The following is a 16256-nucleotide window of genomic DNA, read 5'->3' as shown; positions in this document are numbered from 1 at the left end:
ATTTATATTTTCAGGCAAAGGTGCAGATTCTGGAGGATAAACCCATCGAGATAACAACGCGGAGCGTTTACTGGACATGTTCTTAACAACCTCCTGTACAAAATACTCTGATGTATCCAATCCTATTTAATACGATCTGGGAAGTCAAGTATTCTGAGAGCGTTTACAATATAGCTATGAGTATTTGATTCACATCATTAACTTGTCAGGAGTGATTGGGAATGAACGAGACTCTGCAACGAGATTACAGTATTCTAGGACCAGAACGTCAAAAAGCGATAGATAAAGGGCTTGTATCTGCGGAGTGGTATCAGTGTCCAGTACCACGCAAACGGATGAAAGAGCTCATGGCTCGAAGGAACGGTCCAGCTCTTCGGGACATCTTACTTTGGATCGCATTGCTGGCTGTTATGGGGCGGATCGCCTATTGGACCTGGGGAACATGGTGGGCGATTCCCGCATTTGCCATCTATGGCGTCATCTATTCAGTATCTGCTGTATCGAGATGGCACGAATACAGCCACGGGACACCGTTTCGAACAGGATGGGTTAACGAGGCCATTTATCAGTTTTGCGCATTGCTAATCTTAGAACCAGCGACGTATTTTCGTTGGACGCATACCCGACACCATACAGATACGATTATTGTAGGCAGCGATCCCGAAATTATGGAACCACGTCCACCGATGATTCGTCGTCTCTTACGAACCTTTTTCCGTGTGACACATTTTCATCAGCTTGTTACGAGGCTGTTCAGACAGTCGTTCGGCAAATTGAATGCGATGGAGTTGGAATTGATACCGGAAAGTCAGCAGCGTAAGCTATTTTGGGAAGCGCGACTGTTTCTGCTGTTTTACGGTGGCGTGATTGCGTTAAGCTTTTATCTCGGAAATATATTGCCTCTCTTGTTTGTGGGTTTGCCCGCATTTTACGGATTTTATTTCAATACACTGCTTGTATCTACACAACACATGGGACTTTACGAAGACATGACCGATCATCGGTTATGTGCTCGAACATTCTACACGAACCCATTCCTGCGTTTTTTGTATTTAAATATGAATTACCATATGGAGCACCATATGTTTCCTATGGTTCCCTATTATAATTTGCCTAAGCTGCATGCGGAAATCAAGCAAGACTGCCCGGCAGCCGCCTCGAGCTTCCCTTCAGCCGTTCGCGAGACCTTTATCGCTCTCTGGCGCGAGAGGAAGGATTCAACTTATATCGTCCCTAGATACCGCGAGTTTGCTGAAAAGAAGATGCACAACCAAGCTTTTAATCACCCGGAAGTTTCAAAAGGGGGTGCACCTTATGTTTCGCTCTGAACAATGGATCCCGGTATGCGCTGCTGAGGACATTGACGAAGAAGATGTCATTCGATTTGATTACGGTGAGCGAACGTACGCGATTTATCGTTCAGATGACGGTGAATATTTCGCTACTGAAGGTTTTTGCACACATGGGAAGGTTCATTTGTCCGGTGGGCTGGTAATTGGAAAGACGATCGAATGCCCGAAGCATAATGGACGCTTCGATTATACGACAGGTCAAGCAAAACGTGTTCCGGTTTGTGTGAATTTGAAAACCTATTTATTAAAAATGGAGTCTGGGTACGTGTACATCAATATCGAATAAACAAAAGGGAGAAGCAGAGTTATCAAAAATAATTGCTAAAGATTTTGCATATTGCGTGAAGGGGCTATTTCGTGTTCTTTTTTTCAACGAAGTTGTCGTTACGATCGGTCAAGGTTATTTTAAAGTGCGCTAATTATAATTCTATAATCTTAACATTTCATCAATTTTGACAACTAAATGGTGGTATAATTCACGAAAGTAGCTCCTATCAACCAAGTGGGTGAAGTAACTTCGACGTTAAAGTAAAAAACAAGAACATCGAGGACGTGAAGCATCATGAAACTGTATACGATTGAGTTAACTGTCAGGGGTATTGTTCACGGCTTTACCGTGAGAGCTAGAAACAAGATCGAAGCGGTCGCCGCTGGGTTCTCCAAGCTTAGAGGTTGGCGAGAAAAGGACGAGGTCGACGAGATCCGGATCATCGAAGATAACGGAAATCCGAAAGCTACTGCAGAGGATTACAAAAGCAATTACAATTAAACTAAAACAGATCAGCGCAGGCATAAGTCAGAAAGTTAATCAAGATGATAAGTCGCAGGTACAAGTCTTAGAACTTGTATTTTTTTTATTTTTCAGTCATTAATTTGGAAAAAATATAGTGTTTTTCAATATTTACAGTAGCAATTCACTTGAATTAGACTTAATAATAGGATGGGCACGTATGTAAATGCTTAAAATATTTCAAATACATTAATATTCTTATTAAAAATTTTATAATGATTTACGCCTAGTCGATACAGAGCTTCCTAGAAAAGGTGGGCCTAAATGAATATTATTCGTTTATACAAATCAAGAAAATACTTGCTAAAGCTGTTGCTTTCGATCACGGTGCTCATGGTTGTGTTTCTATCTGTCAGCACGACGCTTCTGTTCTACAACTCTGATAAAGCGATGTTGCAAATGCAGCAGCAAGCGGATTTAAAGGTGCTTTCGCAAATCAAATACAATATTGACTATATGCATGATACGGTTAAAAACATTGCGGTTTCCACCTTTTTTGACCCTGATGTCATCTATCTGTCAAATATTAATGTGATGAATATGGGCGAACTTGCACAGAAATTAAACAGGTTGGAGAAAACGGTATCAAACTCATCTTTTTTGCAAAATATAACGATCTATAATGCCAAAACAAGTTGTTATTATTCAACTTTGAGCAGTTTGAATTGCCAGGATGACGGTATGAATGGTGTCATTGATCAGTTTATCCATTCGCATAAGAATATACCCGTTCTTACCTTTGTTCCTTTATATTCGGATAAAATGCCATTTCCATCTTTGGCGATGTTCATGTATGACAATGCCTCTGAGAGTAAGCTGGTCGTTACAATCAAGCCGTCCTGGTTGTTTGATAACTTAGCGAATATGAATAAAACGTCTGAAGGAATTGGCGGTTCTATTTTTATTACAGATAAATCAGGCATCCCACTTATGGCTGGGCAGCAGGATAATATTGCTTCTACAGAGACAATAGAATCCATCATCCGAGAAAAAGTTAGCGCTGGCATAACACAGGACTATCTCGTACACGGCTCGGGAGATGCTAAGGCCATTCTAAGCTTTATGTCATCCAGCAAAAGCGATTGGGTCATTGCGAGTGATCAGCCTTACAAAATTGTATGGGGCAAACTAAGCAAAATGCGAGTGATTTCTTTTGCGATCATCATTGTATTCTTAATTCTATCTATCGCAGGTTCGCTGTTGATCGCTTACCGCTTGTATCGTCCAATTGAAAATTTATTAACTCAAGTGACGGGGATCCGCCGGAAAGAGACGGGCGACAAGTCCGAATTGGATGAGTTGAAAGTCATATCGACTGCTTATCAAGATGCGATGCATCAATTAGTGAAGCATGAATCAGAGGAGCATACGAACAGGGATGCGCAGAAGACTTACGCGTTGCGGAGACTGATTTCCGATGCGAGTCTGCCTACCCAGGAAGAAATGCAACAAGTTAATTGGGATATGGATTTTAATCAAGGGCTGCGTGTTTGTGTACTGCTGATTGATGATTTTGCTGGATTTGAATCGAAAACGAGTGATGGCGAGAAGAGAATGTATAAATTTGCGATCGCAAATATTACCAAGGAGCTTATTTCGAAAAGTGTTAACTGCGAAGTTGTCCCAATGGGCTATGATCACTTTGTCTTACTCATTAGTGATGGAAACATGTTTCATACTGAGGGCACGACAACCGTGACACACACGTTAAAAGAGCTGCAGCAAACTATTCTTCAATACTACAGTCTCTCGATTACGGTTTCAATTGGAGAAGAAGTTGACCGTTATCAGCAAATTTCACAGCAATACGGCCATGTGTTGGATAATGCTAACTACCGAATGATTTTCGGTAAAGGTACTGTCATTACACCGGATCTCGTGAGACACAATAATGATAATATTACGTTCCAATTTCCCATTGATGCAGAGAAGAAAATAACCGAAGCCATAAAGTCTGGACATGAGAAAGATTTTCAGGAACATTTGGATCAATTGTTCCAACATATGAAAGTTATGCATTATAACAATATCATGTATGCCATTCTTCACTTGCTTGCGTTGGTGGAAAATATCGTGCGTGAAATGAACAGTCGAACCGTAAGACAAGTCAGCTTGGACTTTAAACGACATGTTCAGATCACCATGAAGCAAGAAACGTTAGAGCCTATATATCACGTATTCCTTGACATATTCAAAGCCATTCAGAAGCAGCGAACGCAAGATGTCAAAGAACAATCGAATCAAATATTAACGGATACTATTAAAGAAATGATTGAAGAGCAGTATAAGGATTTGAATCTAAGCATGCAAAGCATCGCATCTGCCATGAAACTATCTTCGGCCCATGTAAGCAAGCAATTCAGACTGCATGAATCGGTGTCCATTAGTGAGTATATTAATGATGTTCGCTTGGGCAAAGCACTCCAATTGCTTGAAACCAAAGATTACAGCATCACGCGTATCATGGAAATGGTCGGCTATAACAATGAGAGCTACTTCTTCAAGCTATTCAAAAAGAAATTCGGGATTACGCCGAAAGAATATCGCTTTAAAACAGTTGTTCAAGAGTAGGCTTTATAGGGCTCTCTGGGTACGGAAGTACCTAGAAGCTTTTCTTTTTGCCCTTTTTAGTTGAAAATACAGTGTTTTAGCGATTGTGCGGGACGAAAGTGGAGTGTTTTTTGATTATTACAGTAGTTATTTGTGCGGTTTTCCCCCAATAATAAGGGCATATGACAGAGGTTGAACACATCACAAGGGGGGAGACAAATGCTGAAAAGGGAGTGGAAGCACTTCAGACGAAATCAGGAATTGTTCTTTATGTCATTACCGGCAATCCTGTATAAATTGATTTTCAATTATTTGCCTATGCTCGGTCTCGTTATTGCATTTAAACAATATCGATACGATTTGGGGATATGGGGAAGTGAATGGATCGGGTTAAAAAACTTTGAATTCTTTTTTAAATCCGACAACGCTTTCACAGTCACACGCAACACGATACTTTATAACATGAGTTTTATCTTACTAACTTTAGTGTTTGCCTTAACATTTGCTATTTTGTTAAATGAAATCCCGCGAAAATGGATTAAGCTTCACCAGACGACCTTGTTTCTACCTTATTTCTTATCTTGGGTTGTTGTCGGGTATATCGTCTTCGGGTTTCTGGATCATAAAAACGGGTTCATGAACGTCATACTTCAGTCACTTGGTGATCAACCCATTAAATGGTATGAACAAGCAAAGTACTGGCCGTTTATTATCATTCTGACACAAATATGGAAAGGCGTAGGCTTCTCAACACTGATCTACTATGCTGGTATTCTTTCCATTGACTCCAGTTATTATGAAGCTGCCAAAATTGACGGCGCTTCCAAATGGCAAATGATTCGCAAGATTACAATACCGCTCCTGACACCGCTTATCGTGATTTTACTAATCGTTGCTATCGGTAATATTTTCCGCGCTGACTTCGGATTGTTCTACTTTATTCCGAACGACACAAGCTTCCTTTATAATGCAACCGATGTCATCGATACGTTTGTATACCGGTCGCTGCGAGTTGTAGGAGATGTCGGAATGTCTACCGCAATCGGACTCTATCAGTCTGTTGTTGGATTCATACTTGTGCTGTTGTCCAACTGGATTATCAAAAAAATTAACTCAGACAATGCGCTTTGGTAAGGAGGTAAGTATGCATGCAAACGGAAAGCAACAAAGTGAACTGGACAGGCAATTTTATTAATGTGTTATTCTGCATATTGTCTTTGGCACTTATAGTACCCCTTGTTCTGGTCATATCCATTTCGTTTACGGATGAAAAATCGCTTCTAACAGATGGCTATCATTTATTTCCGAAGGTTTACAGCACGAAAGCTTATGAAATTATCCTGAATGCACCTGATGCGCTGATTCGTGCCTATGGGGTTACTGTATTCGTAACCATTGTAGGGACAATTGTTGGTTTGCTCTTCACAACTTTGACAGCTTATACGATGTCGCGACGCGATTATCGCTACCGCAAAATCATGACGCTTTACGTATTCTTTACAACGTTATTCGGTGGCGGACTAGTCCCGTTCTACATTCTGATATCGCAGTATTTGCACTTAAAGGATACCATTTGGGCGCTGATCGTTCCGTACTTGCTGAGCCCGTTCTTTGTTCTCGTTATGAAAGGTTTCTTGGATAAGCTTCCACTCGAAATTTTCGAGTCGGCGAAAATCGACGGTGCGAATGAGTGGCGCATATTTTTCACGATGGTGCTTCCATTATCCATTCCAGCACTTGTCACGATTGGTCTGTTCATTTCATTCCAATATTGGAACGACTGGTGGCTTGGCTTATTGTTTATCGATAACCAGAAGCTGATTCCTCTTCAATTGCTGCTTTATCGCGTTATGAGCACCATTGAATTTTTATCGAACAACCTCGCAACGGTGAATGTCGACTTTAATCTAGCGGACTTCCCGAGCTTATCGGCAAGAATGGCCATGGCTGTGCTTGCAGCGGGACCGATGATGTTTATTTTCCCGATGTTCCAAAGATTTTTCATAAGCGGCCTCACAGTGGGCTCCATCAAAGGTTAGGTAAGTCATTCGCTATCAAACTGCAGCGCCTCAATAAGCTGCTGCAGTTGATATATAGGCAACATATCAAATTATCGCAGGGGGTAATTGTATGAAAAAGGAAATGTTTAAGGTGTTAACGGGCGTAGTGAGTATTGCTGTTCTATTGTCAGCATGCGGCAGCAAAGGATCCGAAAGCACTTCTACTGCAAGTCCAGCGGCTAGTGCGGCTGCAACTACCAAGGTAGAGCAACTAGCGCCAGTAGAATTGATTTGGAATTACCCATTAAGCGCGATTCCGCAAGATATGGCAAGTGTGCAGGAAGCTGTCAATAAAATCACGAAGGCGAAAATCAATGCAACAGTTAAATTACAACCACAAACATTTGCTGACTATGTTCAAAAAATGAATACAACGACTGCTTCTGGTGAGAACTACGACATCGCTTGGGTATCTAACTGGAACTGGGACTATGTAACCAACCAATCTAAAGGTGCTTTCATTCCACTTGATGATTTGATGGCAAAATATGCGCCAACATTGGGTAAATCCATGCCGCAGTTCGTGTGGGATGCTACAAAAATCGGTGGCAAAGTGTATGGTATTCCAAACTATCAAACCGTAACAAACAAACAAGGCTTTTTAATCCAAAAGAAATATGCGGATAAATACAATCTAGACGTTAACTCCATCAAAAAGATTGAAGATCTTGAGCCGTTCTTGGCAAAAGTAAAAGCAGGCGAGTCCAAAGACGTTGTTCCGTTCTTGATGGATCGTGTAGGTAGATTTGGTAATATGTTCCGCGGTTACGGATTAGAATCAATTGCTAGCGTAATTGGTGTTGATCTGAAAAATCCAGACAAAGTTATTAATCTGTATGATACGCCTCAATACGCACAATATTTAGATTTGGCGAAAAGCTGGCACGATAAAGGCTATATCAACGATAGTGCCGCTACATTGAAAAACAAAGCGGACATTGAGAAAACAGGTAACGCAGTTGTTCAAGTTCACAATGTATTGAAGCCAGGCGTTGAAACTCAGTTTAAGACTGCAAACGGTGGAAATGATGTAATTGCAATTCCGACAACTGAAGTATGGGCAGGAACTGGTTCTATTATTACAACTATGCAAGCGATTAGCAAAACGTCCAAAAACCCAGAGCGCGCAATGATGTTCATTAATTTGCTGAACACGGACAAAGAGCTGTATAACACAATCAGCTTCGGCGTTGAAGGTAAGCACTATACGAAAAATGCAGATAACACGATCAAAATTAACAAAGAAGCGGGTTACGTTCCAAACGCAAGTTGGGTATTCGGTAACACGTTCAACGGTTTGTTAGTTGAAGGTACAGATCCTAACGTTGTAGCTAATACGCAAAAAGAAAACGAAACAGCTAAACCATCACCGCTTATGGGCTTCAAGTTTGCGAATACAGCAGTTACAGCGGAAATTGCTAACATTGCGACTGTACTTGACCAATACAGACCAGGTCTTGAAACAGGTACTATGGCAGCAAGCGACAAACTGAAAGAATTCCAAGACAAGTTGAAAGCAGCTGGTGTTGACAAAGTCATCGCAGAAGCGCAGAAACAACTTGATGAGTGGAAAAAAACGAAGTAATTAAAAGCTTTAAAAAGTGAAAATCATGCTTACAGCGATAGAAGTGAAGAGCTTGCTGCTGTAAGCATGATTTTAGTTTTGGAGATGAGTAAGGGGTGGGAAATAATGTTATCAACGTTAACACTTCGGCAATTGAAGAATGCTTTGGAACAAACGAAGCCTGAAACCACTGCGCTTTTTCCTGAAATCACTTCATCTGAGCGATGGACGCGAATTCGAAGCGATGAACAGTACAAGGAGTTTTGGGAGAAGCTTGAAAACGAAGCGGTTTGCTTAACCGAGCAGCCCCTATGTTCGCCGCCGTTTTCCGATTTTCTTTTATTTGGCGAAACGGGTGATAGAGCAACTTATCAAACGAAACGAACTCAGCTTTTTTCAGGGTTGCACGTTTTCGGTCTTCTGGCGATGACAGATGAGCGTCCTGAATGGAAGAAAGGGCTAGAAAATACAATTTGGGCTATTTGCAATGAATATACGTGGGTACTACCCGCACATGTTGGTTTGTATGTGAATGAATATCCGAACGGCATTTGGGATCAACCGCTCGCACCTCGCGAAACAGTGGATTTGGATGCGGCTGTATCCGGCTTTGCGCTAGCCGAAATCTTGCATAAGGTTGGACCGCGATTGCACCCTTGGGTAGTTGAGCGCGCGAAAGCGGAAATTGAGCGTCGAATTTTCCAAGTCTATTTTAATGATCCGACTCCGCAGAACTGGGAGTTGAAGACGAATAACTGGCCTGCCGTTTGCGCATCCAGCATCGGTGCAGCGGCTATTTATTTGATTGACGACAGCGAGAAGCTTGGCGGCATGCTCTGGCGTGTCATACATGTATTGCGCCAATACTTATCAGGCTTTGATGAGCAAGGAGCGACGCCAGAAGGACCTGTTTACTGGTCATTCGGATTCTCGCACCTCGTTTATTTTGCAGAATTGCTGAAAGAGCGAACAGGCGGACAAATTAGGCTGCTTGATGAGCAAAAAGTCGGGAAGATTGCTCAATTCCCGCAATTCTGCTTACTGACAAGCGGAAAGGTTGTTAATTTCTCGGATGCCCCGGATGAAGCTCGTTTTCATACTGGGTTGATGCAGCGGCTGTGTGAATACTTCCCATCCTTGCAACTTCCACCAGAAGAATATCGGATGAACGTCATTCCGGTTTCATGGCTGGAAGCGACGCGATTGATGCTTTGGTCACCAGATCGGCAGGATAGTGAAGTGTTGCAGTCTTCGGAGCAGCAAGATCGCGTTCTGGAGAGGGTTTTCACTGGAAACCAGTGGGTCATTTCCAAGGTGCTTCAGCCGGATGGACGAATTGCAGCTTTTGCAGCAAAAGGAGGATACAACGAAGAGCCGCATAACCATAACGATTTGGGGCACTTTATCCTGCATGTTGACGGAGTAAACGTGCTTGCAGATGTAGGAATCGGTGTCTATACGAAGCAATATTTTCAGCCAGAGCATCGCTACGAAACGATTCATGCAGGCTCGCATGGGCATTCCCTGCCCATTGTTGACGGCCATCGTCAAGGTTTCGGAAAGCAGTACAAGTCACAGTTACTGCAGCATGAAATAACGGACGATGAGGTACGCTTCGAACTCGATTTGACCGAAGCCTACACTTGTCCGACCTTGCAATCGCTTACGCGTGAGTTTCTGTGGCGTCGCCCAAGCGATGAGGCCTCTCAGCTGATCATTAGGGATAAGGCGGCATTTCGTGAAATGCCATCGGCTTTCCAAGAAGTGTTCATCTGCGGTGTTGAACCGAAGCAGATCGAAATGGGCCGGATCGCGATCGGTACGGTGGAGATGCACTTTAGCCCGACCGATTGGTTAATCGAGGTAGAAGAAGTAACGGCGGTTTCTCATTATTTGGTAGAAAGTAAGTACTATCGAATGATGTTAAATCGCACAAGCGTTAGTACAGTCATGGAGAGTCATTTCCGGTTTGAAGTTACGAATCAACGTGGGTAGCGTTTATACATTTGATGGGAGGTATTAGAATGCTACAAACAAGTGCCAATAAGACATACAAATGGATTGCCCTGGTTTTAGCGTTGCTAGTGATTTGCACACCAGTTTTATCGATTCCTTCCACAACTTTTGCATCGACGGCAGTAAGCTACTACGTTGATGATACGAATGGTAATGATGCTAATAACGGTTTGACTATTGGAGCCGCATTCAAGACCATCCAGGCTGCGGCATCTGTGGCTCAATCAGGAGATACTGTCTATGTACGTGCAGGTGTATACAGAGAAAAGGTTTCTCCAGCTAACTCCGGTGTTACTATTAAAAACTACAATAATGAAAGTGTAACTGTATCAGGTGCTGACTTGCTTACAGGTTGGTCATTGGATACTACATTGGCTACGGGGAAAAAGATCTATGTAGCAGATATGAACTGGGATATGTATAATGGCGCCGGAAATATTATTTTTGCTAATGAAGTCCTGATGAAGGAAGCATCATTTCCGGATATTGCCGTTTCACAGCTATTGGACAGAACAAAATATAATACGGTGAAAACATTCACTTTTGGGTCACCCTCTACGCTTGTTGACTCACCAGGATTAGGTTCTAAATTTCCTGCGGGTACATTGAATAGCGGAGCAATGCTTTGGGTTCGAACTGGAAATGGTTATGCGAGCTATACAGCAGCCATAACAGGAAATACGACAACTCCAAGCCCGGCGCTCACGATTAACTGGCCGATCCTATCTACAGGTTACAATCCTGACAATACTTCCTATTATTTTATTTCAAGAAATAAGGCTGTATTGGATGCTGAAACAGAATGGTACAAGGATGTAGCGAATGGTAAAGTTTATTTCATTGCGCCTGGCAATGTAGATCCTAGCACAATGACGGTTGAAGGTAGAAAAAGAGACTATGCATTTGACTTAACAGGAAAGTCCAATATGACCATCGAAGGAATTAAGATTAGAGCAGCAAATCTTAATTTTACAGACTCCAGTTATAATATGGTGAAAAAAACGGTGGTAGATGCGGTTGACTATAACTTACCTGTTGGAGTGACTGACCTTAATGGGTTAACTCTCGGTTTGAATTTGAGCGGCCATCACAATACGATTCGGGACAGCGAAATTAAAAATATGTACGGTCCCGGTATTCTAGTTGATGGACATGATAATAGTATCATTAACAATTACATTCATAATGTCGATTTCTTACATAGTTATGCTGATGCTGTAAAACTAAATGGATATAACCATCTTGTCAGTCATAATACTCTTACGATGTCAGGCCGTGGGCTTGTAGGCGGCTCTTTTTCCAGATCTGTGGTTCAATATAACGATATAAGCCAAGGTATGAAGCTATCTAAAGATGGTGGCGCATTCTATGTTGTAAATGTGGATATGGAAAACACGGAAGTACACCATAACGTAGTACATGATATCATTGGTGCCGGAGGGTCCCACGGTATTTATCCGGATAACTCGGTACATAACGTTATTTTTTATGACAACATTACTTATAATACAAGTGCTAATGGCATGCTGATCAATGTTCCTAATGAATATCAATTGTTTTATAACAATTCAATCCAAGGTCCTATAGGCCAGTTCTGCAATAACTTTGATGTCTGTGATTCACTAGGGTCGAAATTTACAAATAACATAGTAAGTGGTGCATTTGGGGGCGGAGCAAATAATAATGATATGACGAAAGACAAAAATATCATTAGTGCTGGTACTACACATTGGACGGCTCCTTATAGTGTAACTAATCCAACGCCAACACTTCCATCAGCGTATACCTTGAAGAGTACTTCTACAGGCTTAGATCAAGGTGTAGTAATTCCAGGAATAACGGATGGTTATGTGGGAAATAAACCTGAAATAGGTGCAGTAGAAACTGGAGCAGCTCCATGGAAAGTAGGGCATGACTTTGCCGATCCTCCTAATCCTACTTTTTATCTAAATCCTAATATTCCATATAAAAACCAATTGAAAAATGCGGGCTTTGAAAGAGGCAATTTTGAAGAATGGTCAATTACTGCAGGAACTCCGTCCATTTTTAAAGGAAATGCATGGGATTATAAAGCGTCAAGCATGGTTAGATTTCAGAATCATGCTGTTCGGCTTAAAGCTGGAGACACCATACAACAGACGGTAAATGGTCTTAAACCTAATACGACCTATACAGTAAATGCTTGGGGAATCATACAGGGAACGGTATTTCAAGCAGAAGACTATCATGCTAGCTCAGGAACATTTGGCCAAACCCCTTTCAGAGGAGAAAACTGTCTTTGTGGTAACACGGCAGGCGCATGGGTTAAATATAACAGTATCGACTTTGGAACAAGTTTATACAACAGCATCAACTTCGGTGCAGTAAGCAGAGTAACCGGCGGTAAGATCGATGTTAAACTTGATCTTCCTACAAACCCGTCGATTGCCACTTATACGATAAATTCAACGAGTGACGTCATCAACAATGGCGCTTGGAATTACAATAAAACAGATACACCGATAACAACATCAGTTTCAGGGGTACACGATGTTTATTTGGTATTCTCCAATGCAAACGAAATCTACCTGGATAACTTCAGATTATCCAATACGACTGCTAATGTGGATCAAGCGATAGTTGGAGTTAAAGATTTTGGAGGTACGGAGACGACTACAACGATAACGGATAAGACGTTCAACAGCACAACAAGGGCGAAGAGCATTGAGTTTACTACTGGACCTACGAATACAAGCGCTACCATATATGCAAGTAAGGCAACCGGCAATTACTTTGCTTTTGTAGATGGTTTCGGGGTGGCTGAGAAAGTTCCAGTTCCGGCTCCATTCTCTGGTTCTTATAATGGAACAGCAGCTAATTTCACATGGCCAGTTGTTTCGAATGCTGTAAGCTACGATGTGTACCGTTCAGACATTAAAGATGGACCTTATACGACGATTGTGTGCAGTGAGGTAACAACACTTTCTTGTAGTGATTCAACAATTGTTGAGCTTGGAAAATCCTATTATTATATCATGAAGTCCCATTCATCTACTGGTGCATTGAGCGCGAATTCTGTAGAAGTCACCATTTATGTTCCTTATAAGCTATCGACAGACCCGTTCCAGACGATGCAGCCATTTGATAGTTTTGAGAATGGATTGAGTAATTGGGTGTCAATGCCTGGTAAAGGTACGCCATCGCTCAGCACAGCACAAGTTCATTCCGGTACAAGCAGTTACATCATTAATGAAGATATGGATACCATTTATCAAACCTACGATACGCCATTTAACAAGGTAGTCTCCATGTGGTTCTATGACACCGCTTCAGCAACTACCATGCAGAACGTAGCTTTTGTCGACGATAGTGTTACCGTACGGGGTATCGGGGTCAATACGCCCACTTCAGCAACGAAATACGTATATCGTACCGGCGGTACTCACATGGCTACAGGTGTAACTAGAACAACCGGATGGCATGAATTCAAGTGGGACTATACATCTGGCACCAAAGTGGATATGTACATCGACAATGTTAAGATTGCTTCTCTAACAGGGGCTGCGAACTTTAATCGTATAGTCATTGGCGATCAGTGGTCAGGGAATACGGTTACGGCGTATTACGATGATATTTCCATTATGGATCTCCCAGCAGCACCGACGCAGAGTCATATCGAAGCTGGAAACGGAAAGCTTACCTTGAATTGGAGCAGCACTTCCGGAGCGATCGGATATAAAGTCAAATATGGAACAGAAAGCGGCGTTTACACGTCAACGGTTGATGCAGGCCATGTTTCCAGCACGACTATAGCGGGCCTTCAAAATGGAACCACGTATTATTTCGCAATCATTGCCTACAACTCAGCGGGACAAAGTCGTAATTCCAATGAAGTAATGGGAACGCCAGATGGCACGCCACCGTCAACACAAGCTGATTTGGATGGATCGAAAGGCACAGAAGACTGGTTTACTTCGGATGTGACGATAACGCTTCAATCTCAAGATGATAATGTCGGGGTAGCGTCCACGGAATATGCATTGAACGTAATGCAAAGCGTTTACGGCTTGCAATCAACTAATGGATTCGTGCCGTATACCTCTCCGCTCTTACTTAACGATGGTATCTATGAGCTGCAGTATCGGTCGATAGATCGCGCTGGAAATGTTGAAGCGTCCAAGACGATTACAGTGAATGTAGATAAAGCAGCACCAACAATGGTAATTACCATGAATGGGAGTCCTCTAGTGGGCGGTGCTGCTTTCTTAGACAGCCAATTGTTAACCCTGCTCGTTCAATCGGAAGATCAATTGTCTGGATTAGCCGCACAAACCATTCTCATAGATGGCGTCGTGGCATCCACGGATCAACATACATTGAACTGGGCAGGTCAACTAGGTATCCATTTCATTCAAGCAGTTGCGACGGATCAGGCTGGCAATGTGACGATATCCGAGATTAACGTTAAAGTTGCGGCCAACGAAAGTTCGATGCAGGAATTGATGGAAAGATTTATGGCCACTGGGGAAGTAGACGGGTCGTTGGAAGCGCAAATCACAAACAAATTCAGTCAGTCTCTTGAGCAATACAGCAAAGGACATATGGATCAAGCGATTAAGCATATGCAAGATGTTCTGAAGGTTCTTGAAAAAGTGAAACCTGATGAGATTTCAGCTTATGTAAAGCAAGTTTTGACTACTGATGCGAAGGCTATAATCGCAGCTTGGTCCAGATAATAACTTATGCACACATGTTATGAATATGGCAGCAGAATGCAAACCGGATAGGAGTCGGAACTCCTATCCGGTTTTTGCATTTTGACCAAAAGCACAGTGTTTTCCGAATTGTATGCATAAAAAGTAGAGTGTTTTTCATTAATTACAGTAGTTGATGAGCTTCATAAAGATGATAATGAAGGCATCTTATACGTATATTTTTTGAGGAGGGGAGACCGTATGGAGCAAAAACGGCTTCGGGTCTTTTGTATAGGCTTGAACAATCACTGGCTTTCACATTGGGTTTCTCGCCCAGATGTTCAGGTTGCCGGAGTTAGCAACAGATATGGGGAAGCGACTGAGCATTGTGCCGATCTGCCTCAGTTCGAGGATATACGCGGCGCGCTTCGCTTGCTAAAGCCTGATCTAGTCACGATGGTGACGCCTCCTTCTGCCAAAACTTGTATGGAGACAATCCGAACAGTACTGGATAGCGGATGCGATATATATCTTGAGAAATTCAGACCGCAGTCCTGGGAAGACGGGGCGACTATGGTTTCGCTCTCCCGTTCGACAGGCAGACAAATCGCCATCGGAGAATCGTACAGATTCGATAAATATGTTGAGCAAACGAAGCAAGTCATACTAAGCGGCAGGCTCGGCAATTTGGAACAAATCGTATGGCGATGCCAAAGGCCGAGTATTCGTGCAGGTTGGATGAATGGGTATGAGCACGTGATGTTGGAGGATTTAACCTACCATCATCTCGGTGTGATTCATTACCTGATCGGCGCCGAACAATTTAAGCAAGTCTTTGCGACTTCCATGCTTCTATCTTGGTCAATTGAGCAATCACCTTCGGTTGTATCTCTCCTTGCACAGAGTAACGAAGGACTAAACTTGAATTATTACGCTTCATGGGCAGCGCACGGCGCGGCAACATCATGGCTTGGCGAATTCCAACTTGACGGGTCGGAGGGAAGTTTGCAATTGCGCAGCGATGGCCTGGTCTTCATCAACCGTGACGGGGAAGAAGAGAAGATCGCACCAGATGATACCTATGGCTTTGAATTGCGTGAGGGCATTGTGAATGAATTTATAAATGCATGTAAACAAGGACGAAAGTCTGACTTAGATATTTCATCGTTTCAACCCGTTATTCGGATGATTCAAGCATCGTTGGAATCAGTGCGGACAGGGAATAAGGTCGATATTTAGCAGTGTACTTTT

The 16256-nt window shown here is 42.5% G+C and carries 10 protein-coding genes; all 10 read left to right on the top strand.

Features of this window, described 5'->3' with window-relative positions; all coding sequences use genetic code 11:
• Positions 1–221 precede the first annotated feature (221 nt).
• The 10 genes from ACSQ8P_RS23535 (at position 222) to ACSQ8P_RS23490 (ending at position 16244) form a co-directional block, all read left to right on the top strand.
• Positions 222–1328, top strand: a complete 1107-nt coding sequence (locus ACSQ8P_RS23535) for a fatty acid desaturase (RefSeq protein ID WP_436237403.1) — start codon at positions 222–224, stop codon at positions 1326–1328.
• Positions 1315–1638: a MocE family 2Fe-2S type ferredoxin gene (locus ACSQ8P_RS23530; RefSeq protein WP_436237402.1), complete on the top strand. Its 324-nt coding sequence runs from the start codon at positions 1315–1317 to the stop codon at positions 1636–1638. The genes ACSQ8P_RS23535 and ACSQ8P_RS23530 overlap by 14 nt, the downstream gene beginning before the upstream one ends.
• Positions 1639–1914: 276 nt before the next feature.
• Positions 1915–2121, top strand: a complete 207-nt coding sequence (locus ACSQ8P_RS23525) for a hypothetical protein (RefSeq protein ID WP_436237401.1) — start codon at positions 1915–1917, stop codon at positions 2119–2121.
• Positions 2122–2406: 285 nt separating this feature from the next.
• Positions 2407–4713, top strand: coding sequence for a helix-turn-helix transcriptional regulator (locus ACSQ8P_RS23520; protein ID WP_436237400.1), 2307 nt, complete (start codon positions 2407–2409; stop codon positions 4711–4713).
• A 198-nt stretch (positions 4714–4911) separates the two neighbouring features.
• Positions 4912–5826 (top strand): ABC transporter permease, encoded by a 915-nt coding sequence (locus ACSQ8P_RS23515; protein WP_436237399.1) that lies wholly within the window; start codon positions 4912–4914, stop codon positions 5824–5826.
• A 14-nt stretch (positions 5827–5840) separates the two neighbouring features.
• Positions 5841–6731 carry a carbohydrate ABC transporter permease gene (locus tag ACSQ8P_RS23510; protein WP_436237398.1) on the top strand — a complete coding sequence of 297 codons (891 nt, stop codon included), beginning with the start codon at positions 5841–5843 and terminating at the stop codon, positions 6729–6731.
• Between the two features lie 91 nt (positions 6732–6822).
• The gene (locus tag ACSQ8P_RS23505; RefSeq protein ID WP_436237397.1) at positions 6823–8337 is read left to right on the top strand and encodes an ABC transporter substrate-binding protein; all 1515 of its coding nucleotides are present in this window, start codon (positions 6823–6825) and stop codon (positions 8335–8337) included.
• 105 nt (positions 8338–8442) lie between these two features.
• Entirely contained in the window at positions 8443–10311 is a 1869-nt protein-coding gene (locus ACSQ8P_RS23500; RefSeq protein WP_436237396.1) for a heparinase II/III domain-containing protein, read from the top strand.
• 29 nt (positions 10312–10340) lie between these two features.
• Positions 10341–15047, top strand: a complete 4707-nt coding sequence (locus tag ACSQ8P_RS23495) for an FIMAH domain-containing protein (RefSeq protein WP_436237395.1) — start codon at positions 10341–10343, stop codon at positions 15045–15047.
• Between the two features lie 219 nt (positions 15048–15266).
• Positions 15267–16244 (top strand): Gfo/Idh/MocA family protein, encoded by a 978-nt coding sequence (locus ACSQ8P_RS23490; RefSeq protein WP_436237394.1) that lies wholly within the window; start codon positions 15267–15269, stop codon positions 16242–16244.
• The last annotated feature ends 12 nt before the right edge of the window (positions 16245–16256 follow it).

This window comes from Paenibacillus sp. LjRoot153 (assembly GCF_964253085.1).
Taxonomy (GTDB): domain Bacteria; phylum Bacillota; class Bacilli; order Paenibacillales; family NBRC-103111; genus Paenibacillus_E.
The sequence above is the reverse complement of the archived record's forward strand: the minus strand, read 5'-3'. Positions and strand labels throughout refer to the sequence as shown.

What these genes read in the sequence shown, in the direction of transcription:
- ACSQ8P_RS23535 (WP_436237403.1), top strand. Translation starts at nt 222, where the DNA reads ATGAACGAGACTCTGCAACGAGATTACAGTATTCTAGGACCAGAACGT.
- ACSQ8P_RS23530 (WP_436237402.1), top strand. Translation starts at nt 1,315, where the DNA reads ATGTTTCGCTCTGAACAATGGATCCCGGTATGCGCTGCTGAGGACATT.
- ACSQ8P_RS23525 (WP_436237401.1), top strand. Translation starts at nt 1,915, where the DNA reads ATGAAACTGTATACGATTGAGTTAACTGTCAGGGGTATTGTTCACGGC.
- ACSQ8P_RS23520 (WP_436237400.1), top strand. Translation starts at nt 2,407, where the DNA reads ATGAATATTATTCGTTTATACAAATCAAGAAAATACTTGCTAAAGCTG.
- ACSQ8P_RS23515 (WP_436237399.1), top strand. Translation starts at nt 4,912, where the DNA reads ATGCTGAAAAGGGAGTGGAAGCACTTCAGACGAAATCAGGAATTGTTC.
- ACSQ8P_RS23510 (WP_436237398.1), top strand. Translation starts at nt 5,841, where the DNA reads ATGCAAACGGAAAGCAACAAAGTGAACTGGACAGGCAATTTTATTAAT.
- ACSQ8P_RS23505 (WP_436237397.1), top strand. Translation starts at nt 6,823, where the DNA reads ATGAAAAAGGAAATGTTTAAGGTGTTAACGGGCGTAGTGAGTATTGCT.
- ACSQ8P_RS23500 (WP_436237396.1), top strand. Translation starts at nt 8,443, where the DNA reads ATGTTATCAACGTTAACACTTCGGCAATTGAAGAATGCTTTGGAACAA.
- ACSQ8P_RS23495 (WP_436237395.1), top strand. Translation starts at nt 10,341, where the DNA reads ATGCTACAAACAAGTGCCAATAAGACATACAAATGGATTGCCCTGGTT.
- ACSQ8P_RS23490 (WP_436237394.1), top strand. Translation starts at nt 15,267, where the DNA reads ATGGAGCAAAAACGGCTTCGGGTCTTTTGTATAGGCTTGAACAATCAC.